Genomic DNA, 26,370 nt, shown 5'->3' with positions numbered 1-26,370 from the left:
TGTCCCCCTGCCGGACCTCAGACCGGTCGTGTTCCCTGCCAGCCGTCGCGGTGCAGGACCCGCTCCAGCGGCAGCCGCGGGCCCGGACGGAACGTGGTGCGCAGCGGGTGGGCCGTCGGCAGCAGCGCGCCCTGGCGCACCGTGGGCGGCAGGCCCAGTACGTCGGCGACCTCCCGCTCGCGGTCCAGGTGGACGGCCGTCCAGGCGGTGACCAGTCCGCGGCTGCGGGCGGCCAGCGCGTAGCTCCAGGCGGCCGGCAGCAACGACCCCCACAGACCGGCCTGGTTGCCCGGGGGCAGTCGTCCGCCGGGCACTTCGAGACAGGGGATGACCAGGACCGGTACCCGGTGCAGCCGGTCGGCCAGCGTCCGGGCCGCGGTGAGTACCGAGCGCGCGGCCGCGGGCAGTTCCTCCAGTCTCTCGAGAGCGGCGGCGTTGCGTTCGTGGAACGCGGCCCGGTACACCTCGGCGACGTCCGCGCGGACGCGCGGGTCGGTGAGCAGGAGCCAGCGCCAGTTCTGCCGGTTGTTGCCGTTCGGTGCCTGCAGGGCGGTGCGCAGACAGTCCTCGACCAGGGCCGGATCCACCGCCCGGTCCAGGTCGAGACCGCGCCGCACGGACCGTGTGGTGGTCAGCAGTTCCTCGCAGGACAGGGGAAGTCCGTCGGTCACGGCAGCAGCACCGCCCGGAGCACCAGCCCGAGGTGGGTGGCCACGACGAAGGCGATCGCGGCGGGCATCGGCCACCCGCCGCGCCCCGCGGCCAGGAACCGCCGGGTGGCGTGGGCGGGCAGGACGGCCGCCAGACAGGGCAGCAGCGCGAGCGGGCCCCACGGGGCGAACAGCAGGACCTGGCAGACGAGGGCCCCGGCCGCGAAGGCGGCGGTGACCGCGGCGGCGCGCCGCGGGCCGAGGGCGGCCGAGTACGGACGGGTGCCCGGTGGCGCCTCCCAGGCGGTCTTGCGGGCGAACTCGAAGTGCAGGAAGACGCAGGCGCTCAGGGCGAGCAGCGCGGCACCGCGCCAGTCGGCGGTGACGGTTCCCGCGGCGACGAGCGACCCGTAGACGTAGACACCGAGCAGCAGTTGGACCGGGTAGGCCACCGCCAGGCCGAGCAGGGGTCGGTCGCGCACCACGGGGGACAGCCGCTCCAGCGGGGCGAGGAGCAGCCCGTATCCGAGAGCCGCGAGGATCAGCAGGGCGGGGGCCGCCGAGAGGGCCGCGTTCAGACCGGTCACCACCGCGGTGACCGCCGCCATCGCGCCGCGCAGTTCGGCCGCGGTGATCGCGCCGGTGACGAGCGGCCGGTCCGGGTGGTGGACGCGGTCGTGGGCGAGGTCCTTCTGCTCGTCCAGCATCCGCAGGAACAGCAGGGCCAGTACGACGCTGACGGCCCGGATCCAGGTGGCGCCGGACGGGCGCCAGGCCGGGCCGGCGGCGGCCACCGCCGAGCCCTCCAGCGCGAGGACCCACAGCACTCCGTAGGTGACGTAGAGGTGCGGCCGGAACCTGCGCAGCACGAAACGGCCCAGTCTGGCGGGCACTCGGGCGGCGACGACGGTGGTCGCCGCGTCCCCGTGACCGGGTGCGTCCGAGGAGGGTTCGTCCCGGACGGGTGCGGCCGGGGGCCTCATGCGGCCCTGTGCGCGGTCGGCGCGGCCAGGGCGCGTGCCGGTCCGGCGTCCGCGTCGGCGAACCTGATCCGGGCCTCGGCGGCCACGGAGCCGGACTGGCGCAGGACGCACTCGGCGGCGGCGCCCGGCGGCGCCGGAGCGGCCCGGCACTCCAGCGGCAGATCCATCTCGGCGAAACGGCGGAACCGCGCGGCCAGGGCGACCGGCAGCGGGCTGGGCGTGCGGACGGTTCCGGTGGACACCGCGGCGCGCAGGGCGAGTTGGCGGAAGGCCTCCAGTTCCAGCATGCCGGGCACGTGGTCCACCCAGTGGTCGTAGAGGGTGGGGTGGGTGGTCTCGGCCAGCAGGCGTGCCGTGTGGGTGCCGTCGTCCGCGGTGCGCGGCGGTGAGATGACCGTGTTGGCCGGGGCGCGTCGGCCGACGAGCGCGGGTTCCACGTGGGGTCCGCGCAGCGCCACGGGCACGGCGGGCAGGCCGAGCGCGCCGCGCTGCCGGGTCCGCAGGCTCGTCCAGTCCTCGGGCGGCATCCAGGAGTAGTCGATGCGGGCCGCCAGGGCCTCCCGGGCGCCGATGGCCAGGCCGAAGCGGAGCCGCAGGCCCCGCACTTCGGCCCGGGTGCGGAACCGTTTCTCGATCCGGGTCGTGACGACCGCCTCGGTGGGCCGGTCGCCCCGGGTGAGGGCGTCCGGGTCCGGCACCTCGAACTCGACCGCCCGGAGCAGGAACTTGTGCCCCTGCCGGACGCCGAGGTAGCGGTGGGCCACCACGAAGATGCCCTGCCGGCACGCCTCGAGCAGCAGGAAGGGGTCGAGGCGGTCGCCGGGGCCGAGGGTGTCGTCGTAGAAGGCGTGACGGCGGGGGAAGCGCGCGGCCAGCAGCATCTGGTCCTCGCCGTGGCGCTCGGCGTCGGTCAGGAAGACCTCCTCGGCCGCCGAGCGGTGCACGAGTTCCTTGGGGAGTGTCGGGGTGAACCGCATGGTGGCGCTCCTCAGTTCGCGGTGGCGCGGACGGTTTCCAGGTGGCGGCGCCAGGTGCCGGCGTCGGCTCCGTCCAGCACGGGCGCCCGGCCCGGCTGTCGCATGGGGAGCACCTTCGAGCCGACGACGACGGCGTCCCACGGGTCGAGGTCGATCCCCCGCCGCCAGGCGTCCTCCAGCAGCGCCCGCGGGGTGCCCGAGGGGTCGGCGCCCCGGTGCCGGGACACGGTGGCGCGCAGCCGTGCGAGGGCGGGGTCGAAGTCGAGGTCCCGGGGTTCGGTGGCGGCGTACAGCAGACCGGTCAGCTCGCGGGCGTGTGCGGCGCGGTCCTCGTCGGCGAGGGCGGAGCGGAACAGGCGGTCGCGCTCGGTCTCGTCGAAGTGGACGGCCAGCTCCCGCAGCACGTCGGCGGGCTCGTCGGGGGTGTGCACCAGGTTCAGCAAGTAGCTGTAGCGGCCCAGGAGATGGCGCAGCTGGCCGGGCCGCCTGGCGTCCGGGTCCGTGGGCCCCTTGAGCCGGGTGAGTTCGACCGAGGCGGGCACGTCCAGGTCGTTCTCGGGGCGGACGAGCAGGACGAGGGCGTCGGCGTCCTCCAGGAAGAGCGCGGCCAGCCGCCTGCGGTGAGGGGTGGCGAGGTTCCACTGGAAGTACCACAGGGAGCGGATCATGGTGCGGGTCAGCCGGGTGACGGCCGCGCCGACGATCCGGAACCCCCGTTCGGCCAGCCAGTCCGCGGCCGCCTCCAGTCTGCGGGCCACGACGGCGTCGGGCTTGAGCAGCAGCAGCGCGTGCCGGTGGGCGAAGCCGGTGACGTCGCCGGTGAGGGCGGCGAGCTGGTCGTGGCTCTCCTGGTAGTAGGTGTCCGCGCCGTACAGCCGTTGTTTGTCGGGGTGGCAGGTCAGCAGCGGTGAGACGGGTATGCCGTACGAGGGTTCGGCGAGGTGGGCGAGGGTCATCGGTGGGTGCTCCCGTCGGGTCGGGCGGTCGGCTCCTTGCCCGGGGGCGGGCCGAGGTAGCCGGTCGCGAGGCAGTGGTCGAGGAGGCGGCGCAGGTAGGCGTGCGCGCCCGTCGCGGGCGGACGGTGGCCGAAGGCCTCGGCGTGGGCGGCGTCGAAGCGGACGCGGCGCCGGAAGTAGGGGGCGTACAGGGAGACGACGCGGTCGTAGTAGGGGCGTTCGCGGCCGGGCAGGGCCGTGGCGGAGAACGCGGACGGGGGGACGAACCGCGGTACGTGGAGGGACGGGTACTCGGCGAGGACGTCGGACATGTCCCGCAGGGTCAGCTCGTGGCCGACGGCGTGCAGGGTGCGGCCCTCGGCGTCCCGGAACCGGGTGGCGGCCTCGGTCACCAGGTCGGCGACCCGGTCGACCGGGACCAGGTCGAGGACGGCGTCGTGGTGGCCGGGCACCGTGCGCACCAGGCCCCTGGTCAGGACCCGGAGCACGGGGTAGACGGTCTTGTGGTCGCGGACGCGGCCGGTGCGGCTGGCGCCGGTGACGATGCTCGGGCGGACCACGGTCACGGGCAGGCCGTCCGCCGCGGCCTTGCGGACCAGGGTCTCGGCGGCCAGTTTGCTCTTCTCGTAGTCGTTGCCGGGGCGTTGGCCGAGGTCGAGTTCGTCCTCGTACGCGATGCCGTCGCGTTCCCCGCACACGTAGGCGGTGCCGACGTGGACCAGGGGTGTGCGGGCGCCGAGGGCGAGGCCCAGGACGTGCCTGGTGCCCTCGACGTTGACGCGTTCGTACCGGCCCGGCGGCAGTCCGAAGTCGGTGACGGCGGCGCAGTGGACGATCCGGTCGGCACCGGCGGCGAGCCGCCTGTCGTCGCCGCTCAGTCCGAGGCCGGGACGGGTGATGTCGCCGGTGATCCGGGTGAGGAGGCCCGGACCGGCGGTGAGTTTCCTGCCGTTGTTGCGGACGAGGTCGGCGTTGCGGTGCACCACCGCCAGCACTCTGTGGCCGGCGGCGGTGAGCCGGGCGGTCACCTCGGCGCCCACGAAGCCGCTGGCGCCGGTCACCAGCACCGTCATCGGGTGGGACGCCGCCGGACCTGAAGCCGTCGGATCGGGGGCCGTCGGATCGGAGGTCGTCGGATCGGAGGTCGTCGGATCGGGGGTCGTCGGATCGGACATCGGTGGATCCTCCGCGCGGAACGTCGGGTCGGATGCTCGGGAACCGAGGGCCCGTCAGCGGGCCTGATGGGGCTGGGCCCCGTTGCCGGCCAGCAGGTCGCGGGCCTCTTCGATGGGCAGCTCCGCGCCGAGGTGGGCGCCCATGCGCAGCCAGTCGTGGCCGAGTTGCAGCGTCGCCCGCCAGGTGTGCGCGGAGTCGAAGGAGAGCGGGAAGGAGTCGGCGCCCATGGCACCGCGTACCAGGGCGATGAAGCGGCGCAGCTCCGCGCGCAGCGCGTCGCCGTCCTCCGCCGAGTCCACGCCCCGTGCCAGGAGTTCCCCGGCACGGACGCCGATCGGTCCGGTGGCGGCGGGAAGCAGGTCCATGCGGCGCACGAGGTCGGTGTCCGCGGGCAGCGGGTTGACCCCGTGGGCGCTGAACAGTCCGCGCAGCGCGGCGTGCACGGCGCGGCGCGCGGTGAGTTCGGCGACCCGCCGCTGGCCGCGCCGCAGGGCTCCGGTCAGGTCCTCGAGGGCGTTCTCGACCACCACGTTGGACCACACCAGGGCCATGGCCGCGGCGGCGAACCGGTCGGCGGGCAGGGGCATCAGGTCGACGGCGCGGGCTCCGGTGACGGCCGCGCCGCGGACCGACAGCAGCGGCCGCGCGGTGGAGGGCGGCGGGGTCACGGGGCCCGGCGGGGCCCCGAGCGGAAGCGCGGGAGTGACGGCTCCGCCGCCCTTCCAGACGAGGCGGACCAGTCCGTGACGCAGGAAGGCGGCGAGCAGCGGGCCGGGGTCCGTGACGCCGGTGGCGGCGCTCTCGGCCAGTACGCGGGGCAGCGGCCGGCCCAGGACGAGGGAGCGCCAGACGGTTCCGGCGTCGGCGCCGAGGGCGAACACGTCGCGTCGGCCGCGGACGACGTGGACCCGTTCACCGGTCTGCCAGGTGGTCACCCGGGCCACGCGTTCCACGGTGAGCCGTTCGGGCTTCCGGGGGACGCCGGTGATTCCGAGGTCCGCGGCGAAGTCGAGGCAGGCGGTCAGACGGTCCCGGGCGGCACCGGCGTCGCCGGACGGGACGACGGCCGTCTCCAGCGCCCAGTAGCGGTCGCGTACGTCCTCCCGTCCCGCCCGGTCCAGTTGCATGGACAGCCACTTGGGTTCGAGATAGGTCTCGCCGAGGCCCGCCGCCCAGGACTTGACGCTCTGCACGAGCGCGGCGCGGGTCCAGTCGACCGCCTCGTCGCTCTCGCCGAGGCACTGCAGGGCCAGCGCGTGCCGCAGGGACTGCCGGGCCCGGTGCGCCCACCAGTCGGCGGTGATCCGGCGGAACCGCTCCACGGACAGCAGCGCCTTCACCTCCTCGACGAGGGCGTGGCCGCGCAGCGGATGGCTGTGCAGCACCCGCTGGCAGCGGTTGAGGAGGTCCTCGGAGAGCCGGGACGGCCGCGCGGCCGCCCGCTCCACCTCCTGGAACTGGTCGGCCAGTTGACGCACCGACCGCGTACGGATCTCCACCCTTCTGCCGTCCACGAACAACAGGGAGGGCATGGTCGGCAGGTCGTCGTCGCGGCGGCTCACGAGCAGGAAGTCGATGTCGGAGGAGGGGTTGCCGAACCCCTCCGCTATGGAGCCCTCCAGGGTCACGGCCCACTCGGTGTCGAGGGGGAGTTCGGTGAGGGACTTGTCGAGCAGGTCCTGCAGCCGTTCCTCGGTGAGGATCACTGGCGCGTCTCCGTTCGGGGGCTGTCCGGGGCGGCGGCCGCGCTGTCGCGGGACGGGTCGGCGAGCACGGCGACCGTGCCGGCGGCGCCGTCGACCCGCAGCCGGGTGCCGGTGCGGATCTCGGTGGTGGCGCCCTTCACCTGGACCACGGTCGGAATGCCCAGCTCCCTCGCCACGACGGCCACATGGGTCAGCGGGCTGCCCCGTTCGATGACCAGGGCGGCGGCCGAGGACAGCGCGGTCACCCATCCCGGATCGGTGCGGTAGGTGAGCAGGATGCCGCCGCCGATGTCGCCGGGGGTGTCGGTGACCACGGCGGGCCCTTCGGCGACGCCGGGGCAGCAGGGGACGCCGGTCAGTTCACGGGCACCGCCGGGGGCGGCCGGGCCGCTGTTCCAGCCGGCCCGTTCGAGGTTGCCCGACCAGTACGGCGCGCCGCGGGTGGTGAAGCGGGACGGGGCGTGCAGCGCGGTGTCGGCGGCCTGCTGTCCGCGGCGCAGCACGACCAGTTCCCGCAGTTCGGTGTGGGCGATCATGCCCTCGTAGGCGCCCCGGATCTCCTCCAGGCGCAGGAGGAAGACGTCGTCCCAGGCGTCGAGGGCACCCGCGCGCGCCAGATCGCGGCCCAGGGCGCGCAGCATGCGCTTGGCCGCTCCGAAGGCGCGGGTGCGGCAGAACCTGAGCCGTTCCCGGTCGGCGAGCGCGGCCCGGGCCTTGCCCCGCACCCGTTCGTACACAAGGCGCCGCGGGCGGCCGAGGTGTTCGTCGAGGTAGGCGTCGACCTCGCCGCCGCGGTCCGGGGTGCCGCCGCCGTCGCCGGTGTCCGGCAGCGCCCCGCGCAGCAGGGTGAAGAGTCCCGCCGGGTTCTCGCGCAGGTCGGGGACCTCCAGCTTGAGCTCGTCGGGGCTGCGGTAGCCGTAGTCGGCGATGTACGCGTCCACGGCCCGCAGGAACCGGACGTGGCCGGCGTCGCGCAGGGCCTGGTGGGCCTCGGAGTCGGGGGTCCGTTCCAGCAGCGCCAGGACCTCGGTGTCGGCACGCGCCTGGTCGGCCAGCTCGCGCAGCGCCCATACCGGTTCCGCGGACTCGACACCGCCGCCGGGGGCCGCCGCGGCCCAGGTGAACCATTCGGGCGCCGTCGGCAGCCATCTGCGGGTGAGCAGGGCCAGGAGTCCCACGGAGAGCAGGATCGTCGCGTCGAGGGTCTGCATCGGACCCCACTTTTCGATGAGTTCCCGCTGCAGCCGCCGGAAACGGCGGTACGTCTCATCACCCGGAAGGGCGTCGTAGTCGACGTTGTTGAATATCGTGTACGCACGATAGAAATCTCGATGAAACGTGTCGACGGATTTCCGGATGGTGATGAACCGCCCGGCAAAGATGACCGTACGTGTCAGGCGTTCGACGTGACCGCGCAGTCCGGTCCGGGGCGTGAACGGATGGAGCGTGTCGGCGACCTCGTCGGAAATGCTCTCGGCGACGCCCAGGGATTTCTCCAGGACGCGCCGGTTGAGCGGGTACAACGGCGCGAGGCGCACCATGCGGTACCAGTGGAAGAGGTTGTAGTAGACCCGTCCGTGGATGTAGCCGAGCAGGTGCGGGGTCCACTCCTGCACCTCGCGCAGCCGCTCCCCGCGGACCCCCAGGGCGCGGGCGTAGCTGTCGTACACCTTCGCGTAGGTGTCGGCGGCGAAGCTGTAGGTGAGCGGGGAGACGACGCCGCTGAAGCTCTCGACGATGTTGGAGTTGTCCCAGAGCCGCAGGTCCCGTCCGGGGTCCGGTACGGGGTCGGCGGCCGGGGCGAGGGTCGTGACGGGCCGGCTCTGCAGAATCCACAGGGTGCCGTCGGCCATGGCCCATTCGATGTCCTGGGGGGTACCGTACAGGGCGGCGAGGCGGGTCCCGGCCGCGTGCAGCCGCTCCAGCCGGTCGGCGGTCAGGGACAGTTCGGCGCGGTCCCCGTCGGCGACGGGCGACACCCGGCAGCCGGGCCCGGATCCGGCGTCGTAGCGCTCCCGCTTGTCGCCGACCACCGTGGTCAGCGGCTTGCCGGTGGTGGCGTCCAGGACGACGGTGTCGGCGTCGACCGCGCCCGAGACCAGCCCCTCCCCCAGCCCGTGGACGGCGCTGACGACGTACCGGTCGGTGCGTCCGGTCACCGGGTCGGCGGTGAACAGCACTCCACTGAGTTCGGCGGCCACCATGTGCTGCACGACGACGGCGACGCCACCGGTGTCGGCGGGCAGCCGGTGCCGTGCGCGGTAGCGCAGGGAGCGTTCGGAGAACGCCGAGGCCCAGCAGCGGCGGACGTGGGCGACGACCTCGTCGAGGCCGCGGACGTTGAGGAAGGTGTCGAACTGGCCGGCGAAGGAGTGGCGCGTGCCGTCCTCCTGCGGGCCGGAGGAGCGGACGGCCACGGCGCCGCCGCCGGCCAGCCCGTAGGCCAGCCCGATGGCGTCGGTGAGGCGGTCGCCGAGCGGCGCGTCCTCGATCAGGCGGGCTATCTCCGCGGCGATCCGGCCCGCCCTCGACTCCAGGTCACCGGCGAGCAGGCGCCCCAGGTGTCCGTCCAGGCCGCCGTCGCGGCAGAATTCCGCGAATACGTCCAGGCCGATGATCGACCAGCGCGGTACTTGAAATCCGGACACGGTCAGGGTGTGCAGGTTCTTCCCTTTTCCACCGGCCCATTCGGCGGCAATGGATTCGTCACTGGACGGCGTGAGGACGTGCAGGGACCCGCGTTCGGATCCCGTGGTGGGCGACAATGCGCTTCCCCTCCAAGGGTGTTGCTCGGCCTCGCTCGAATGTTGCACAGCAGGGCCGGTCGAAAAAACTCCCCCGGGCCGCCGTAGACGCTTTTCGGTCGTCGTACCCCTTTCAAATTCCGGTCGCGCACCGCTGTTCAGGACGAACGACGGGGGCGCGAGGGGAAACGGGATGATCCAGCCGAAGTGGGTCGACCCGGCCCCGAGGGCGGACCGGACCGCGGTGGCGATACGCGGCGGTACCACCGCGTACGTCCCGCCGCCCCTCCCGTCCCGGCGGAGCGTGGGACCGGACCCCGGCAGGACGCGCCATGGGCCACCGGCCGCCACAAAGCCACACGTTCGGACATCGACGAGGACCCAGAAGAAAGGAAAGCAACAAATATTGACACAATCAACCAGCGCTTGTAACTTCCGTCTCAGTCGCCAGGCAGCCTGAACTCGGCTGTCCCGAGGGCGAGTTGTAGCTCCACCCGCCACCTTGGGAGCACACGTGCGCAGAAGAAGATCCCCTTCCCCATGTCGCTTTCCGTCTTCCACGGCCGGGCCGGTGCTCCGGCTGCGCCACGCCCTGCTGTCCGCCGCCGCCGTTCTCGGCCTCCTGGTGACCGTCCTGGTCGGCATGCCCGGCGTCGCCCGGGCCGCGGGTTCCCAGCCCTGCGACATCTACGCAGGCGCGGGCACCCCGTGCGTCGCCGCCCACAGCACGACACGCGCGCTCTTCTCGGCGTACAACGGCCCGCTGTACCAGGTCAAACGCGTCTCCGACGGAGCGACCGCCGACATCGGGCTGCTCACGGCCGGCGGCTACGCGAACGCCGCCCAGCAGGACGGCTTCTGCGCGAACACCACCTGCAGCATCTCGAAGGTGTACGACCAGACCTCCCGCCACAACGACCTGTTCCCCGGTCCCGCCGGCACGGCCGGAATGGGTGCCGACCGGGGCGCCGACGCCGGTGAGCTGTCCGTCACGGCGGGCGGTCACAAGGTGTACGGCATCTGGATCTCCCCCGGGGTCGGCTACCGCTCGCACGGCGCCGCGTCCGGCACCGCGGTCAACGGCCAGGCGGAGGGCGCCTACATGGTCGCCAGCGGCACCCACGTCGGCTCCGCCTGCTGCTTCGACTACGGCAACGCCGAGGCCACACCGGCCGACACCGGCAACGGCCACATGGACGCCGTGTCCATCGCCACCACCTGCTACTTCGCTCCCTGCAGCGGCTCGGGACCCTGGATCGAGGCCGACCTGGAGAACGGCATGTTCCAGGGTGACAACGGCTCCAACACCGCGAACAAGGGCAACAACAGCACGTACGTCACGGCCGTCCTCAAGAACAACGGCCAGACCACCTACGCGCTGAAGGGGGGCAACTCGCAGTCGGGGGGCCTGACCACCTGGTGGGACGGGGCGCTGCCCTCACGGGGCGGCTACCGGCCCATGCAGCAGGAGGGCGGCATCATCCTGGGCACGGGCGGCGACAACAGCAACTGGAACATGGGCACGTTCTTCGAGGGCGTCATGGTCATCGGCTATCCGACCGACGCGGCCGAGAACGCCGTCCAGTCGAACATCGTCTCCGTGGGCTACTCGGGCCAGACCAACGTCCCCAACGGTCCGCAGGGCACCATCGGCGGCCCCGGCGGCCAGTGCGTCGACGTCGCCGCGGACGACACCGGGGTGAACGGCGCCGCCGTACAGCTGTGGAACTGCCAGTCGTACGCCGAGGACCAGCACTGGACCCACAACGCGGACGGATCGCTCGGCACCATCGGCCGCTGCCTGGACATCGTCGGCAACGGCACCGCCGGCGGCACCCAGGTCGAGCTGTGGGACTGCAACGGGGTCGGCGGCCAGAAGTGGGTGCAGCGCGCCGACGGTTCGCTGTTCAACCCGCAGTCGGGCCGCTGCCTCGACTCCCCCGACGGTGCCACGGCCAACGGCACCCGGCTGCGGATCTGGGACTGCAACGGCTCCGCCGCCCAGAAGTTCGCGGTCAACGCGGGCGCGCCCGTCATCGGACCCGGCGGTACCTGTGCCGACGTCGCCGGTGACGACAACGGCTCCAACGCGACCGCCGTACAGCTCTGGAGCTGCCAGTCGTACGCGGTAGACCAGCACTGGTTCCACAGCTCGGACGGCCGGCTGCACACGCTGGGCCGCTGCCTCGACATCAACGGCAACGGCACCGCGGGCGGCACCCAGGTCGAACTGTGGGACTGCAACGGGGCCGGGGGCCAGGTCTGGCAGCAGCAGGCCGACGGTTCGCTGCTCAACCCGCAGTCGGGCCGCTGCCTCGACTCCCCCGACGGTGCCACGGCCAACGGCACCCGGCTGCGGATCTGGGACTGCAACGGCTCCGCCGCCCAGAAGTTCGCACTGGGCTGACATCGCCTCACCGCCCTTGGGCCCGGCCGGACCCGACGTCCGGCCGGGCCCGCTCCTCGCGGGTCGCGCGACCGATCCGGCAAAGGCGCCGAGGCCGCCCCCGCACCGGCCTGTCCTGATGCGGTTGGCGCCGGCGGTGTCTGTGGTAATCGACCTGCATGCCGAAAAAAGCTCTCCCGGACGCCGACGACGACCGGCCCGCCCCGCGGGCACGGCTGTACGCGGCGCTGCACGACTCCCCCTTCGGCCGGGGATGGCGGCACAGCAAGGCCATCGAACTGGGACAGCGGTCACTGGGCTTCGCGGCCCTCGGCTTCCTCACGCTGGTACCGCTCCTGATCGTCGTCTCCGCCGCCGATCCGGCGCACGGGCGGGGTTTCGCGGAGTGGCTGGGGGACGGCCTCGGCGTGTCGAGTGCCGCCAGGGACGAGGTCGCGCGGCTGTTCGCCGGGCCCGCACAGGTACGGCAGACCACGACGGCCTTCGGTCTCGCCGCCCTCGCCGTCTTCGGCCTGAGCTTCGGTGCGGCGGTGCAGACCGGCTACGAGAAGGTCTGGGACCTGTCCGCGGCCCGTTGGTACGCGCGATGGCGCCAGGTCCTCTGGCTGGCCGTGCTCATCGGATCGATCTACGTGACCGCGACGACCACGCTGTGGCGCCACTCGGCCGCCGGAACGGTGGCCGCGGCGCTGAGTGCCGTCCTGTTCTTCTGGTGGTCGCAGTGGATGCTGCTCGGCGGGAGGATCGCCGCCGGGGCCCTGCTGCCCGGCGCGGTGCTGACGGCTCTCGGCCTGCTCGGTCTGCGGGTCTTCTCGCGTCGCGTCTTCTCACCCCTGATCGCCTCCAGCACCGTCTCCTACGGCCCTTTCGGCACCGTCCTCGTCGTCCAGTCCTGGCTGGTCGGTGTCGGCGTCGTCGTCTTCGGCGGCGCGCTGCTGGGGCGGCTGGCGCACGAGGAGATCACCACCGGCGCGAGAACCCTTCGGCGGCGGGGCCGGGGGCGCGAGCGGTGACTCCCGGCGGCCATGACCCGGACTCCGTGCCGCGCCGGGTCAGCCGGACGCGCCGAGCGGGGTGTCCGCCTGCCGGCCCGACGGGGACGCCGAGGACGGCTCCCGGTCCCAGCGCAGGGCGAGGATCGTGGCCGGGACCGCGATCAGGGCCCAGAGGACCACGGTCATGACCACAGCCGTCCAGGTGTCCCAGAAGTGACCGGCGGTGAAGGCCGCGACGATCGGCGTGATCAACACGCCGACGGGTTTCGCCCTGCCCAGCGGAACCCGGGGAACGACGGGGCGGCCCGTGGCGATGCGGCGGGCCCGCCGGGCGCTGCCGAAGGCGGCGACGAAGGCGAGGGCCGCCGACCAGGCGACGATCAGTGCGGCTCCGGTGAGGACGGTGGGGGTCTCGTCCGGCAGTCCCGAAAGCCGCTCGCGCACCCCGCCCTGGCTGACGGCGACCACCTCGTCCCGCCACGTCGTGACGTCCACCCGCTCCCCCGGCTCGACGAGTTCGGACAGGTCTCCGTGCGAGTCGAGGTCGATGGGCTGATCGGCGGGGGCCGGAACCGGCGGCCGCAGCATCACGCGGAAGACCGTCGCCTTGCCGCTCTTGGCGTTCCCGGCGGAGATCACCGTCCCGCGGATCGTGCGCAGACAGCTCGCGCCGTCGTCCCGCACCGCGGCTTCACCGGCGCACGGCCGGGCGTCCTCGAAGGCCGCCTCCGTGGCGACCCGTCCGGGGACGAAGAGGCCCGGCACCGCGGCCACCGCCGACAGGGCCAGTCCCAGCAGTGTCCAGGCGGCCGCCTGCCGCCGCTCCCGCCGGATCCGCTCCGGCACCGACCGCTCCACCGACCGCACAGCCACTTCCGTGTCTCCTTCGTTCCGGGAGCATTAGGTCACACGCGGCCGACCGGCCGACACGTCGGGTCCCGGAAGTGTCGGACCCCGGCGGGACTGCCGGTTCCCGGCAACGTGGAGGGCCGGTGCCCGTTCCCGGTCGGCCGGATCCGGGGCCCCGGCCGGCGCCCCGGTCAGCCGGAGTTGTAACCCCAGCGGGCGCGGCCGTCCCTGCCCATGAAGCACTTCGCGGGGCGCCCGTCGGCCGTGGTCGCGACGGCACCCACGGGAGAGCAGTACTGCCCGAACCCGATGCCGGACCGGCCGCCCGTGCCGCCGCCGCTTCCGCCCGAGGTGCCGGAGGAACCGCCCGTGGACCCACCGCTTCCGCTGCCGCCTCCTGACGTGCCGCCCGTCGTGGCGGAGCCGCTCGTGCCCCCGGTGCGCGGCTTCGGCTCCGGCTCGGGAGCGGGCTTCGGCTTGGGAGCGGGCTTCGGTTTCGGTTTCGGCTTCGGCTTCGGAGTGGGTTTCGGGCTGGGCTTGGCGCAGGGCCCACCCGGACCGATCAGCCACAGGTCGACCGGCGTCGAGGGCTGCACCTCGCGTTCGGGTTCCGGCTGCTGGCGGCACACCCGCCAGTCCTCCAGGTCTCCGGTGCCGCCGCCCAGACGCTCATCCGTGTGCGCGTGCCACGTGGTCGTGTACGAGAGACCCAGGTCGTCCAGGGCGCCCGAGGCCGCGCCGAAACTCTCGCCCCGGAGGTCCGGCATGACGACCCGTCGGGAGGCGTGCAGGCTCGTGGGGCACGCTTCCTTCTCGGGGACCGCATACAGCGTCAGGGCGCGGACGGCCGGACGGACCTCCTCCTTCGGGGAGGGCGTCTGGAAGCAGACCTTCCAACCGGGCTCGGAGTCCTTCACCGGACGGAAGGACGAAGACGCGTCGGCCGTCGTCACCGTCATCCAGTTCTGGCGTCGTGCGTCCGCGACGGCGCCGGTGAGGGCCGTTCCCCCGAAGTCCCGCACCACGACGGCGCGGTCCGCGTCGGCGCGGTCGGCACCGGCGCGTGCCGATGTGCCGTGTCCCACGCCCCAGACGGTCGCGAGCATCGCGATGGCGATCATGGCGGCGGGGACGGGACGCCGGTGGGCCCATTCGAGTACACGCTCTCCGCCACGCGGGCGGGCGGAGGGGCCGACCCGCGGGAGTTGCTCTCCCCTCTCCGCGAGGAGCTCTCCCCCGGGATCGAGGCGGGACCCGTGGAGCCCGTACTCCTTGCCGTCGACGACGATCACGGTGGAGTCGAGGATGCCGTGCCCACGGCGGAGGAGGGACACGGGGTGGGGCACCCTGAGCGCCTTGGGGGCCCAGAGACCGCGGAGAATGACGAGTCCGTCCTCGGTGAGCGCGGCGTAGCCCCAGCCGCAGTGGTAGAGGGCCCGTACGGTCTCGGCGGGACCGAGTTCCGCGAGCAGGGTCCGCCTGTGGTCGTCGGGCAGCGACAGCTTCTCGTCGGCGAGGACCGCGGCCAGGCGGGGGTCGTCGGCGGGCGAACCGGGCAGCGCGTGGTCGGCCGCCTGCACGAACGCTCCGGACGCGTCGATCCGCGACCCCCACACGGTGATCCGTCGCCCGTCGACGGACAGGTCCACGCGCGACGCGACCCCGTACGCGGGGCGCAGGACCACCAAGGGCCTCGGGACCCGCGAAGGCTCGTCCCCGCTCAGCAGGACGAGCGCGCGATCGGTGAGGGCGGCATACCCCAGCCCCTGGTGGTAGAGCGCCAGCACCGGCTCTCCCGGCAGGAGCGTACGGAGCAGGGCCCGCGCCTTGGGGAGGGGAAGGGCGACCTCTCGGGCGGCCACTTCGGTGGTGCGCGGGTCGTCACGCAGCAGACGCTGCGCAGCGGTTGGGGACATACGCGGAGATTAGCCGCTGTCGATCTTCGACAGAAACCCTGCTCCACGAACCGATGCACGGCCGTGACCTGCACAGATGATGTCGTCTCGCCGTCATTTCCGCGATCGCCGCGGCGGCTGGAGGCGGTCGGCGTGCCCGCGGGGCGCCAATCACCGGCCGGGCTCCGGCAGTTCAGTCGATGAGTTCCGGCGAGAGCAGGTGCAGCCGTGCCAGGAGCACGTTGAGGGCGGCGACGACCAGGACCGCCGCCGCGACGGCGAGCAGCGCCCGGCCCGTCCCCCACGGTGTGATGAGGGTGCCGAGGGCGCCGCCCGCGAAGATGCCGGCGACGGTGGCGACGAGCCGGATCCGGGCCGTGGGGTGCTGCCCGGCCGCTGCGGTGGCTCCGGTGAGGCCGTGGACGAGACGGACCAGGGACACCTGGACCAGCAGGGTCGGCATGCCGGGGACCGCCGCGCGCAGGGCGGTGTCCGCGCGCAGGCCCATGGCGAAGCCGACCATGGCGATGACCAGGTCGTCCGGGTGATCGGTGAGCGAGCCGGAACCGTGCCGCCACAGCGCCGTGGCGCCCGCGAGGGCCAGGAGCCCCCCTTCCACGGCCAGGGCGGCCGCGAACCAGTGCCGGTGGCGAGCGACGAGACCGCCGGTGGCGAGGGCCCCGGCCGCGGCCCCCAGGACGAAGGCGATCAGGGCGACGGCGGGGCGGGCCACCGGCAGTTCTCCCTCACCGGCGACGGCGAAGGAGAGGAAGAGCAGATTGCCCGTGGCCAGCGCGGTGAAGACGTGCCCCATGGTCAGAAAGCTGACCGCGTCGACCGCGCCCGCCAGGACGGTCAGGGTCGCCATGACGACGGTCTGCTGGCGTTCGCGTCGTACGGCCGACGCCGGCGGTCCCGCTTCTTCGCTCATGGGGCCAGTCTCGGCAACGGCGACGCCACAGCCGCGGTGTCCGGGCCGAAACGCGACGACCGTGCCACCGATGGACGGCGCGTCAGGGCTCCGGCCGACGTGCGCGCACCGTGCGACGGCCCGGCTGTCGGTGCCCCCTCCTAGGCTGCTGACCCACCGATCGACGAGACGAGGGAGACGAACGGCATGGGCGGCGACTGCTGGACCCACACAGGACCGTACGAGCCCGACCTGGCGGCCGCGTTCCGCAGAGCCCAGGAGGAGCAACTGTCCGAGGACGACCACGGCTTCCCCGGCCGGACCGTGGAGGAGCTGTGGCGGGACCCGGAATGGCACGAGTACATCTTCACCGGCGGTACCGCCACCGTCCTGGACCAGCCCGAGATGATCGACGCGACGGACTCCGACGACGGCCCGTTCATGCGTCCCCTGACGGACGAGGAGATCCGGGCCTGGGCCCCCGACGGCCGCCCCACCTATGACGACTGGGACGCAGCACTGGACTCCGGTCGGCTGGACTTCCCCGACCGCTCACAGGGCAGATGCACGGTGCTGTACGCCGATGGCGAGCCGGCGCGGATCGGCTATTGGGGAGTCACCTCGGACTGAGGGGTGTCGCCGCGCCGGACGGGGTGCTCCGCAGCCGCGTCGAGGGCCTCCCGGGCGGCGGCCGCGGCGGCGGTCCGGTCCTGTGGCACCAGACCGATGCGGGTGCGCCGGTCCAGGAGGTCGGCCTCGTCGAGGGCGCCCTCGTGCAGCACGGCCCACAGCAGCGCGGCCCGGGTGACGGGGTGTCCGGGCACCACGGGTTCGCCGAGCCGGGGATCGCGGGCGGCGAGGGCGTGGACGGCGGGGGCCTCGGCGCCGTAGCGGCGGATCAGGTGGCCGGGGGCGGCCAGTGAGCCGAGCCGGTGCGGGGCCGCCGCGCCGACCAGCGGCAGGGAGGCGGTCGTCGAGGGACCGGCCCGCAGCCCCCGGGCCTCGACCGCCGCGTCGACGGCGTCCTGGGCCATGCGCCGGTAGGTGGTGAGTTTGCCGCCGACCACGGTGGTCACCCCGTCGTCGGAGGTGAGGACGGCGTGCCGGCGCGAGATGTCGGAGGTGCGGGCGGGCTCTCCGGAGCGGGCGGGCACGGTGTCGAGCAAGGGGCGCAGCCCCGCGAAGGCACCCACCACGTCGTCGCGCCGCACCGGGACGTCCAGGGCCGAGCCGACGACGTCCAGCAGGAAGCCGACGTCCGACTCGGGCACCTCGGGCACGTCCGGCAGGTCCCCGTCGACCGGTTCGTCGGTCAGGCCGACGTACACGCGGCCGTCGTCCTGCGGAAGGACGAGGACGAACCTGTTGGTCTCGCCCGGGATCGGGATGTGCAGGCCCGCGGGCAGCGGACCGAACAGGTCGGCGCGCAGCACCAGATGGGTTCCGCGCGAGGGGCGGATCCGGATGCCCTCGACCAGTTCGCCCGCCCAGACGCCGGAGGCGTTGACGACCGCGCGGGCCCTGATCTCGCCCTGTTCCCCGGTCAGTTCGTCGCGTACGCGGGCGACGGTACCGCTGGTCCCGAGCACCCGGACCCGGGTGAGGATCTTCGCGCCGTGGGCGGCGGCGGTACGGGCGAGCGCCGTGACGAGCCGGGCGTCGTCGGTCACCTTGCCGTCCCAGGACAGCAGTCCGCCGCGCAGGCCGGCGGGGCGCACGGACGGCGCCAGGTGGCGGGCCTCCACCGCGGAGAGGCGGCGCGGCGCGGGCAGGGTGGCGCGGGAGGTGCGGGCGGCGAGCCGCAGGGTGTCCCCGGCCCTGAACCCGGCCCAGGCCAGGGAGGCCTGACCGCGTGACACCAACGGCGTCAGGGGCAGCACGAAGGGCTGGGCGCGTACCAGGTGGGGGGCGGTGCGCTCCATGAGGACACCGCGTTCGACCGCGCTCTCGTGGGCGACGTCGAGCTGTCCGGAGGCGAGGTAGCGCAGTCCGCCGTGGATGAGTTTGGAACTCCAGCGCGAGGTGCCGAAGGCGAGGTCGTGGGCGTCGACGGCGACGACGCTCAGACCGCGCGCGGCCGCGTCCAGGGCGACCCCGGCGCCGGTGGCGCCGAGTCCGACGACCAGGACGTCCACGGTGTCGCCGCCCACGGCCCGGTCCAGTTCACGGCGGCGGCGGGCGGCGGAGAGCGACGATCCGGGCGCCGGGGCGGCCGGGCCGGACGGACTGCTCGTGGGACTCATGGCGTGAGGGTCCTCTCCAATAGGGTGCGCAGCTCGTCGAGGAAGGCGGTGCCGGTCAGTTCGGGGTCGTCCTCGTCGGTCATGGTCCGCAGCGACAGGGTGAAGGACTGGACCACGAGCAGCACGGCACGGGCCTGGCGTCTCGTGGGGGCGATCCGCACCGAGCCGTCGGCGTGCCCCTGCTCCAGGGCGTCACCGAGGAGTTCCAGGAGGGCTTCCTGACTGGCGCCGCGGCGGTCCAGCACGTAGGGGAGCAGGAGTTCGGGGTCGACGTCGATGATCTTGCGGAAGAGCGGGTGGGCCCGGAAGCCCTCCACCCCGGCCACGAGACCGTCCACGATCAGGGTCCGCGTGTGCCCGTCCGGCTGGGGCTCCGGCATGGCGCGGGTCGCCACGTCGATCCACTCACGGGTCATCAGGTCGCCGACGAGCGAGCGCACGTCGGGCCAGCGCCGGTAGAGCGTCATGCGCGAGACACCGGCGCGGCGGGCCACGTCGGTCAGGGTGGTACGCCGGACTCCGACCGCCAGGACGCAGTCGCGTACGGCGTCGAGGACGGGGTCACCGTCCGAGTGGTTGTGACGAATGGGCGCCATGTGTCACAGTGTAACGCCCTGAGCGGCCGTGCGGGAGCCGACGCGTCGCGAACCGACCGATGAGGACTACGTTCATGGACATGCTGTGGAGTGGCTGGGGCGACCCGGCGAAGGCGGCACCGCTGCCCGACGCGGTGACCGGCCTGCTGCGGGACCTGCTCGGCGTCAAGCCGCGGGACACCGCCCCGCACGCCCTCGACGAGATCCCCCTCGCCGAACCCGCGCCGGACCCGGTCCTGCGCGCGCTCGCGGACGCCGTCGGCGGCCCGGCGCACGTGCGCACCGACGCGGAGACCCGGATCCGGCACACCCGCGGGAAGTCCACGCCCGATCTGCTGAGGATCCGCGCGGGCGACGCCGGGGACGCCCCCGCGGCCGTCGTACTGCCCGCCACCCACGACGAGGTCCTCGCCGTACTGCGCGTGTGCGCCGCACACGGCCTCGCCGTCGTGCCGTTCGGCGGCGGCACCTCCGTCGTCGGCGGCCTCACCCCGGAACGGAGCGCCTTCGTCGCCCTCGACCTGCGCCGCATGAACGGCATGCTCGGCATCGACCCCGTCTCCCGGACCGCGACGCTCCAGCCGGGCCTGCGCGCACCCGACGCGGAGGCGCTCCTGACCGAGTACGGCTTCACCCTCGGGCACTTCCCGCAGTCCTACGAATGGGCCACCATCGGCGGGTTCGCCGCCGCCCGCTCCAGCGGCCAGGCCTCCGCCGGATACGGCCGGTTCGACGAGATGGTCCTCGGTCTGACCCTCGCGACCCCGGAGGGCACCCTGGACACGGGCCGCGCACCCCGCTCGGCCGCCGGTCCCGACCTGCGGCAGCTGATCCTCGGCTCCGAGGGCGCCTTCGGCGTCATCACCTCCGTCACCGTGCGGATCAGGCCGCTGCCGCGGACCCGTGTCTACGAGGGGTGGCGGTTCGCCTCGTTCGAGGAGGGCGCCACCGCCCTGCGCCGGCTCGCCCAGGACGGACCGCGCCCCACGGTGCTGCGGCTGTCCGACGAGACCGAGACCTTCGTCGGGCTCGCCCAGCCCGACGCCATCGGTTCGGCCGGGGCCCCCGCGACCGCCGGCTGCACGGCGATCGCCGGGTACGAGGGGACCGAGGAGGAGACCGCGCGCCGCCGCGAGGAGGCCGCGGCCGTCCTGCGCGCGGCCGGAGGCACCTGTCTGGGCGCCGAGCCCGGCGAACGCTGGGCGCACGGCCGCTACTCGGCACCGTACCTGCGCGACGCGCTGCTCGACGCCGGGGCCTTCGCCGAGACCCTGGAGACCGCGACCTTCTGGTCCCGCGTCCCCGAGCTGTACGCCGCCGTGCGCACCGCGCTGACCGAGACCCTGACCGCCGCGGGAACCCCGCCCCTGGTCATGTGCCACATCTCGCACGTCTACGAGAACGGCGCCTCGCTCTACTTCACGGTGGTCTCGGCGCAGGGCGAGGACGCCGTGGCCCACTGGGCGACGGCCAAGGAAGCCGCCAACGAGGCCGTGCTGGGCGCGGGCGGGACCATCAGCCACCACCACGGGGTGGGCACGGACCACCGTGACTGGTACCTCCGCGAGGCGGGGCCGCTGGGCGTCGAGGCCCTGCGGGCCGTCAAGCGGCGGCTGGACCCCGACGGCGTGCTGAACCCCGGGATCCTGCTCCCCGTCGACTGACACCCGGCACACACGCGCTCCGGCGGCCCGAGGCCGCCGGGGGCGTGATCCGGTTCCGCCCGCCCGAACCCCTGCCCCGCTCCGTCCCACCGTCACTGCCCGGAGGCACACCGATGCGACAGTTCACCGCCGTCGTCAATCCCACCGCGGGCGGCTCCACCGGGGCGGCGGCGCTGCTCCCGGTCGCCCGCCTGCTGCGGGAGGCCGGAGCAGGACTGGAGACCGAGTACAGCCGCAGCCTGGCCCACGCGCAGGAACTCGCGCTGCGCGCCGGGGAACGGGGCCGGGTCGTCCTCGCCGTGGGCGGCGACGGGATCGCGGGCGGCATCGGCGGTGCCCTCAGCGGGACGGACACCGTGCTGGGCCTGGTCCCGGCCGGCCGCGGCAACGACTTCGCCCGCGCGCTCCGGCTGCCCACCGCCGCCGCGGACCTGGCCCGTGTCCTGCTGCACCACGAGCCGCGGCGCGTCGACACCATCGAGGTGGAATCGGCGGTGCACCCGCGCACCGTGGTGCTCGGCAGCGTGTACGCGGGCGTCGACGCCCTCGCCAATCAGCACGCCAACCAGGCGCGCGTGCTGCGCGGGGCCGCCTCGTACTACGCAGGAGGTCTGCGCGCGGTCACCGGGTGGCGCCCGGTGTCGTACCGCGTCACCGTCGACGGGGAGGAACACTTCCACCGCGGTTACACCGTCGTGGCCGCCAACTCCGCCTACTACGGCTCCGGGCGCATCATCGCCCCGTTGGCCCTGACGGACGACGGTCTGCTGGACGTCGTCATGATCCGGCAGGCCCCGCGGCGGCTGTTCTTCACCCTCATGAACGAGTTGAAGACCGGCGCGCACGTCGCGCGGCCGGAAGTGGTGATCCTGCGGGGCCGGGAGATCCGCATCGAGGCGGACCGGCCGGTGCCCTACGGGGCGGACGGGGAGGTCGAGGCCACCCTCCCCGTCACGGCCCGGGTGCGGCCGGGCGATCTGTCCATGCTCTTCTGACCGCCCCGGCCCCGGTGCGCCGCCGCGGGTCAGCCCGCGGTGGTCTCGCCGCTCGCGCTGCCCGCCAGCCACTGGTCCCAGCTCAGGTTGAACGAGGCGTAGCCGTTGTCGGCCGAGGCCTTCGCGCGCGGGGAGCCGGTGACGGAGACCGGGTCGCCCTGCTTGACCTGGCCGTAGAACCACTTGGCGTCGGTGATCGACAGGTGGACGCAGCCGTGGGAGCCGCGGGCGCTGCCGCTGCCGGGGTTCGGGTCACCGGTCGAGTAGTGGACGTAGGTCCCGGACTGGGTCAGGTGGACGTCCCAGGGAAGCGTCAGGTCGTAGTAGTTCGCGTCGCCCTTGTTGCAGCTGATGCCGACGCTGCACGAGGTCATGTGGACCTTCTCCTGCTTGTCGATCACCGCCATCACACCGTTCCACGTGGGGTATTCGGCGCTTCCCGCATTGATCGACAGCGTCCGTACGGGCGCGCCGTTCTTCGTCACCTTCATCGTGTGACCGGTGACCGAGACATCCGCGCGGACGTCGTCGCCGACGGTGAAGTCGTGGACGTAGGAACGCGTGCCGTAGCGGCCGTTGCCGTTGGCGACGCCCTTCAGGTCGGCGGTGATCTTCACCTTGGTGCCGGCCGCCCAGTACGACTTGGGCCGCCAGTCGGCGCGCCGGTCACCGAACCAGTGCCACGCGCCCGTCATCGGCTTGGAGCTGGTGACCTTCATGTGCTTCTCGATGTCGGCACGGGCCTTCTGCCCCACCGGATTGGTGAAGATCACCGAGATCGGCATCGCGACGCCGACCGTGGCACCGGTCTGCGGAGTGATCGTCTCCAGCAGCATCGGCGGCCCGGCGGGCTTCGTCGGAGACGGCTTCGCGCTGGCCGCCGGCTTCTTCGACCCGCCCTTCCCGTCGTCCGAACTCGCCTTCGTCTTGCCCCCGCCGCCACAAGCGCCGGCCCCCGCCAGCACCGCCGCCATGACGAGTGCCATCGATATCCCGCTACGTCGCTTCACTTTTACCCCGGCTCACAATCGTGCCTGCCTCACTTCTCTTTTTGACTGCGAGCACCGGTCCGCGGTTGCAGGGAATGTGTAAAGCGCGATTCAAAACCCGACCCGGGAGGCTCTCGCCCACGCCGGTCCGGACCGAGGCGCCGGACGGCGCGGGAGCCGCCCCACGGGAAAGCCGTCAGCCCGTACGCCGTCCCGCCGTTCCTCTTCCCGCCCCGCCCCCGGCGAGATTCCTGGAGCGTGTTCCCCGGGCCGCGCCGCCCCCCTCCCGCGTCGCCGCGGCTTCTCCCGCGGGCGTCCGCGCGCCGGAGCGGACGAGCGGGACCAGCACTCCGGCACCGGCCACGGACAGCACGGCGACCACCCGCAGCACCCCGTCGATCGCCGAACCGTCGGACGCCGCGGCACCGGTGGACCCGCTGACCTCCTCCAGCACGGTCGCGGCCACCGTCACGGCCACCGCGCCCCACAGCACCAGCGAGGTGAGCACCAGCCCCGACGCCGCCGCCAGCCGCCCGGCGGACACGTACGACTGGGTCGCCGCGTTGGTGAGCGCCCAGCCGAGCCCGACGCCCGCTCCGACCACCGCGAACACGGCGGCGTAGAGCGGCAGCGGACGCGCCCAGGTCAGCGCGGCGAGCGCCACCCCGCTCAGCAGCAGCCCCACCGCCATCAGCACCTCCGCCCGCCACCGGCGCGCCAGATGGCCCGACCAGTAGCTCGCCGCGCCGACCCCCGCCGACAGTGCCAGGAAGATCACCCCCGACTCCAGCGGCGACAGTCCGCGTGCCTGCTCCAGGTACAGCGCCGCCAGCACCGCGACGAGGCAGTACACGATGTTGGACACCGTCCCGGCCGCCGTCACGGTCACGAACGGCCGGTTGCGCAGCAGGGACAGGTCGATCAGCGGTTCCGTCGTCCGCCGCTCGACCACCGCGAACAGGCCCAGCATGGCCGCGCCCGCGGCGAAGCACGCCACGGTGGCCGCCGAGGCCCAGCCCCAGTCCGATCCCTGGTCGACGGCGAGCATGACGGCCGTCAGACCGCCGGCCAGGGTGACGGCGCCCGGCAGGTCCATCCCCCGCGCGGCCCCCTCGTCCCGCGACTCCGTCACGTACCGCAGCGTCAGCAGCGCCGCCAGCGCGCAGAAGGGCACGTTCAGCAGGAAGACCGCGCGCCAGCTGACGAGTTCGGCGAAGGTCCCGCCGACGAAGGGACCGAGCGCGGTGCCGATGGCGCTGAAGGCGAGGACCGTTCCGACGGCGCGGCCCTGGCGTCCGTCACGGAAGTGCGCGGTCACCACCGCGACCGCGATCGGCAGGACCAGTGCCGCCGCCGTCCCCTGGACCACTCGTCCCGCGGTCAGCCACGCCGCGTTCCGCGCGGCGCTGCACACCACCGACATCGCGGCGAAGCCCGTCAGCCCGATGACGAGGACCCGTCTTCGGCCGTAGAGGTCGGCCGCCCGCCCGGCGACGATCATCAGTGCCCCGAGCGTCAGCATGTAGCCGCTCACCAGCCACTGCAGGTTCGTGGCCGGCGTCCCGAAGTCGCGGGCGATCACCGGCAGCATCAGGTTCAGCGCGAACCAGTCCAGCTCGACCAGCAGCACCGCGATCGCGGCCGCGGCGATGACCGCGCGGTCCCGGCGCGAGAACAGTCCGGCCGTCCGCCCTGCGGATCCGCTCACGACGACCATCCCCTGCCACGGGTCACCCCTCCAGCCAGCGTGCGTGCGCTCGCGGGGCCTCGCAACCGGAGCCCCGCCCGGCCGGCCGCGCCGCCCCGCGGCTCCGTGAGGGGCGCCCGGCCGGCCGCGTTCCTCGTGGGCGTCCTCTTCTTCCGCCCAACTCCCTTGTCGCACGGACCACATGACCCTCCCGAGTAGGATGACCGAACATTTGGCCTGCCCGCGTTCGCGTGGTGCGATGGGAGCTAGCATGACGATCGACCGACAGTCGTTTCCGCCGCTCGACACCAGCAAGGCGCATCCCGCGCGGGTCTACGACTGGCTGCTGGGCGGCAAGGACAACTACCCGGTCGACGAGGCCGTGGCGGAGAAACTGCCGCCCGAGGCCCGGGACGCGGCCCGGCAGAACCGCGAGTTCATGCACCGGGCGTCCGCCTGGCTCGCCGAGCAGGGCGTCGACCAGTTCCTGGACATAGGCACCGGGATCCCCACCCAGCCCAACCTGCACCAGATCGTCCAGGGCATCACGCCCTCGGCGAAGGTCGTCTACACCGACAACGACCCGATCGTGCTGCGTCACGCCGAGGCGCTCCTGGTCAGCAGTCCCGAGGGCGTCACCGACTACATCCAGGCCGATGTGCGCCGGCCGCAGGACATCGTCGAACACGCCCGGCACGTGCTGGACTTCAGCCGTCCGATCGCGTTGTCGCTGATCGCGCTGATGCACTTCATCCCCGACGAGCAGGACGCCCACTCCATCGTCCGCAACCTGGTCGGGACGCTGCCCTCGGGCAGTTACCTCGTGTTGTCGCACGCCTCCTCCGACGTGTACCCGGAACTCTCCGCGCAGGTCACCGCCGAGTACGCCAAGGGCGGCATCCAGCTCGGCTTCCGCACCCGGGCGGAGGTGGAGCGCTTCTTCGACGGCCTCGACCTCGTCACCCCCGGCCTGGTGACGGCGACGGAGTGGTTCAGGTCGGACCGGGCACCGGAGCAGGAGGGCAGCGGCATCTACGCGGGAGTGGCACGCGTCCGCTGAGCGGCACGGGAACCGGCAAAGCCGCGCCGCGGGTGATCCCCGCGGTGCGGCCCGGCCCCGCGTCCATGCGGGTGGCGTACGGGGTGGCGGCGAGCCCCGGCGGCACGAGCGGCGTTGTGCAGGGTGCCACCTCACGATCAGTCAGAGAGGACGTACCGTGCGCCGAACCGTGCTGTTTACCGTCTGTGCCCTCGTCGCAGCCGCCGCCACCGGCTTCTTCACCACCAGCGCCATCCGCAACCGCTGACACCTGGGACAGGTCCTGCCCGCCCGCGTCCCCGGATGACCCCGTGACCGGGCGGCAGGCCCGCCCGGTCACGCGCCGGGGACCCGGTTCAGTTCTCCTCTCCGGTGTCCGCGGCGTCCGCGCGGACTTCGGAACCCGCTTTGCGCATCCGCAGGACCACGGGGATGACGAACCACCACGAGATGTACAGCGCGGCCACACCCGCGACGATCCAGGGCACATACCCGTCGTCGTGGGTGGCCGTGCGCAGCACCAGCAGGAGGGAGGCCGTCATGGTGAGCAGCAGGAGCAGCAGACCGAGGAAAGTCAGCCGGGACGCCCATACGACGGCCTCCGGCTTGATGAAGTGGCCCGACACGATGCGGTGGAACGACACAGGGGCCACCAGGGCACCGATGGCCGTGGCTCCTAGGACGATCGTGACCATGTACAGCGTCTGGTCCGCTTCGGACAGCCGCCGGTAGGACGGCTGGAACACCACTGTCAGCAGGAAGCCGAAGAGGATCTGCACGCCGGTCTGCGCCACACGGATCTCCTGGAGCAGGTCACCCCATTTGCGGTCGGCCCGCTCCTCCGGCGATTCCTCACGTCCGTCCCCCGGTCTGTCGTCCCGCATCGGCAGTCCCTCTCCGGTGGCACCG

The 26,370-nt window shown here is 73.3% G+C and carries 21 protein-coding genes; 6 read left to right on the top strand and 15 right to left on the bottom strand.

The window, feature by feature from the left end:
* Window positions 1-17 precede the first annotated feature (17 nt).
* The 7 genes from ACICHK_RS37330 to ACICHK_RS37300 are packed head-to-tail and all read right to left on the bottom strand — an operon-like array spanning window position 18 to window position 9,213.
* Window positions 18-671, bottom strand: coding sequence for a nitroreductase family protein (locus ACICHK_RS37330; RefSeq protein WP_406840411.1), 654 nt, complete (start codon window positions 669-671; stop codon window positions 18-20).
* Window positions 668-1,633 carry a hypothetical protein gene (locus tag ACICHK_RS37325; protein ID WP_406840410.1) on the bottom strand — a complete coding sequence of 322 codons (966 nt, stop codon included), beginning with the start codon at window positions 1,631-1,633 and terminating at the stop codon, window positions 668-670. Before ACICHK_RS37325 ends, ACICHK_RS37330 begins: the two co-directional genes overlap by 4 nt.
* A complete protein-coding gene (locus ACICHK_RS37320) occupies window positions 1,630-2,610 on the bottom strand; it encodes a ScbA/BarX family gamma-butyrolactone biosynthesis protein (RefSeq protein ID WP_406840409.1) in 981 nt (326 codons plus the stop codon). The genes ACICHK_RS37325 and ACICHK_RS37320 overlap by 4 nt, the downstream gene beginning before the upstream one ends.
* Before the next feature lie 11 nt (window positions 2,611-2,621).
* A complete protein-coding gene (locus tag ACICHK_RS37315; RefSeq protein WP_406840408.1) occupies window positions 2,622-3,566 on the bottom strand; it encodes a nucleoside-diphosphate kinase in 945 nt (314 codons plus the stop codon).
* Window positions 3,563-4,741 carry an SDR family oxidoreductase gene (locus ACICHK_RS37310; RefSeq protein WP_406840407.1) on the bottom strand — a complete coding sequence of 393 codons (1,179 nt, stop codon included), beginning with the start codon at window positions 4,739-4,741 and terminating at the stop codon, window positions 3,563-3,565. The genes ACICHK_RS37315 and ACICHK_RS37310 overlap by 4 nt, the downstream gene beginning before the upstream one ends.
* Window positions 4,742-4,795: 54 nt before the next feature.
* On the bottom strand, window positions 4,796-6,448 hold the full coding sequence (locus ACICHK_RS37305; RefSeq protein ID WP_406840406.1) for a hypothetical protein: 1,653 nt from the start codon (window positions 6,446-6,448) through the stop codon (window positions 4,796-4,798).
* Window positions 6,445-9,213 (bottom strand): phosphoenolpyruvate synthase, encoded by a 2,769-nt coding sequence (locus tag ACICHK_RS37300; protein ID WP_406840405.1) that lies wholly within the window; start codon window positions 9,211-9,213, stop codon window positions 6,445-6,447. The genes ACICHK_RS37305 and ACICHK_RS37300 overlap by 4 nt, the downstream gene beginning before the upstream one ends.
* 550 nt (window positions 9,214-9,763) lie before the next feature.
* Between ACICHK_RS37300 and ACICHK_RS37295 the strand changes: the two genes are divergently transcribed.
* Window positions 9,764-11,599, top strand: coding sequence for an arabinofuranosidase catalytic domain-containing protein (locus tag ACICHK_RS37295; RefSeq protein WP_406840404.1), 1,836 nt, complete (start codon window positions 9,764-9,766; stop codon window positions 11,597-11,599).
* 158 nt (window positions 11,600-11,757) lie between these two features.
* The gene (locus ACICHK_RS37290; RefSeq protein WP_406840403.1) at window positions 11,758-12,612 is read left to right on the top strand and encodes a ribonuclease BN; all 855 of its coding nucleotides are present in this window, start codon (window positions 11,758-11,760) and stop codon (window positions 12,610-12,612) included.
* Window positions 12,613-12,651: 39 nt separating this feature from the next.
* On the opposite strand, the gene ACICHK_RS37285 is transcribed toward ACICHK_RS37290, so the two are convergent.
* The 3 genes from ACICHK_RS37285 to ACICHK_RS37275 form a co-directional block, all read right to left on the bottom strand.
* Complete coding sequence (locus ACICHK_RS37285; RefSeq protein ID WP_406840402.1) at window positions 12,652-13,467, bottom strand: hypothetical protein; 816 nt, start codon at window positions 13,465-13,467, stop codon at window positions 12,652-12,654.
* Between the two features lie 167 nt (window positions 13,468-13,634).
* A complete protein-coding gene (locus tag ACICHK_RS37280) occupies window positions 13,635-15,359 on the bottom strand; it encodes a PASTA domain-containing protein (protein WP_406840401.1) in 1,725 nt (574 codons plus the stop codon).
* A 172-nt stretch (window positions 15,360-15,531) separates the two neighbouring features.
* Entirely contained in the window at window positions 15,532-16,269 is a 738-nt protein-coding gene (locus ACICHK_RS37275) for a YoaK family protein (protein WP_192582558.1), read from the bottom strand.
* Between the two features lie 186 nt (window positions 16,270-16,455).
* Between ACICHK_RS37275 and ACICHK_RS37270 the strand changes: the two genes are divergently transcribed.
* Window positions 16,456-16,878: a hypothetical protein gene (locus tag ACICHK_RS37270; RefSeq protein ID WP_406840400.1), complete on the top strand. Its 423-nt coding sequence runs from the start codon at window positions 16,456-16,458 to the stop codon at window positions 16,876-16,878.
* Here the strand turns inward: ACICHK_RS37270 and ACICHK_RS37265 are convergent.
* The gene (locus ACICHK_RS37265) at window positions 16,854-18,491 is read right to left on the bottom strand and encodes an FAD-dependent oxidoreductase (protein ID WP_406840399.1); all 1,638 of its coding nucleotides are present in this window, start codon (window positions 18,489-18,491) and stop codon (window positions 16,854-16,856) included. The genes ACICHK_RS37270 and ACICHK_RS37265 overlap by 25 nt on opposite strands.
* Entirely contained in the window at window positions 18,488-19,087 is a 600-nt protein-coding gene (locus ACICHK_RS37260) for a TetR/AcrR family transcriptional regulator (protein WP_406840398.1), read from the bottom strand. The genes ACICHK_RS37265 and ACICHK_RS37260 overlap by 4 nt, the downstream gene beginning before the upstream one ends.
* Before the next feature lie 74 nt (window positions 19,088-19,161).
* On the opposite strand from ACICHK_RS37260, the gene ACICHK_RS37255 reads away from it, so the two are divergent.
* Entirely contained in the window at window positions 19,162-20,751 is a 1,590-nt protein-coding gene (locus tag ACICHK_RS37255; protein WP_406840397.1) for an FAD-binding oxidoreductase, read from the top strand.
* Window positions 20,752-20,864: 113 nt separating this feature from the next.
* Window positions 20,865-21,746 carry a diacylglycerol kinase family protein gene (locus tag ACICHK_RS37250; protein WP_406840396.1) on the top strand — a complete coding sequence of 294 codons (882 nt, stop codon included), beginning with the start codon at window positions 20,865-20,867 and terminating at the stop codon, window positions 21,744-21,746.
* A gap of 29 nt (window positions 21,747-21,775) precedes the next feature.
* Here the strand turns inward: ACICHK_RS37250 and ACICHK_RS37245 are convergent, their stop codons facing one another.
* Both ACICHK_RS37245 and ACICHK_RS37240 read right to left on the bottom strand, forming a co-directional pair.
* Window positions 21,776-22,732: an Ig-like domain-containing protein gene (locus tag ACICHK_RS37245; RefSeq protein ID WP_406840395.1), complete on the bottom strand. Its 957-nt coding sequence runs from the start codon at window positions 22,730-22,732 to the stop codon at window positions 21,776-21,778.
* Window positions 22,733-22,931: 199 nt separating this feature from the next.
* Window positions 22,932-24,443: an MFS transporter gene (locus ACICHK_RS37240; RefSeq protein ID WP_406840394.1), complete on the bottom strand. Its 1,512-nt coding sequence runs from the start codon at window positions 24,441-24,443 to the stop codon at window positions 22,932-22,934.
* Window positions 24,444-24,693: 250 nt separating this feature from the next.
* On the opposite strand from ACICHK_RS37240, the gene ACICHK_RS37235 reads away from it, so the two are divergent.
* Complete coding sequence (locus ACICHK_RS37235) at window positions 24,694-25,482, top strand: SAM-dependent methyltransferase (protein WP_406840393.1); 789 nt, start codon at window positions 24,694-24,696, stop codon at window positions 25,480-25,482.
* Window positions 25,483-25,817: 335 nt separating this feature from the next.
* Here the strand turns inward: ACICHK_RS37235 and ACICHK_RS37230 are convergent, their stop codons facing one another.
* Complete coding sequence (locus tag ACICHK_RS37230) at window positions 25,818-26,345, bottom strand: DUF6328 family protein (RefSeq protein ID WP_406840392.1); 528 nt, start codon at window positions 26,343-26,345, stop codon at window positions 25,818-25,820.
* Window positions 26,346-26,370 lie beyond the last annotated feature (25 nt).

The sequence above is a fragment of the Streptomyces sp. AHU1 genome (assembly GCF_045343905.1).
Lineage (GTDB): Bacteria > Actinomycetota > Actinomycetes > Streptomycetales > Streptomycetaceae > Streptomyces > Streptomyces triticiradicis.
The sequence above is the reverse complement of the archived record's forward strand: the minus strand, read 5'-3'. Positions and strand labels throughout refer to the sequence as shown.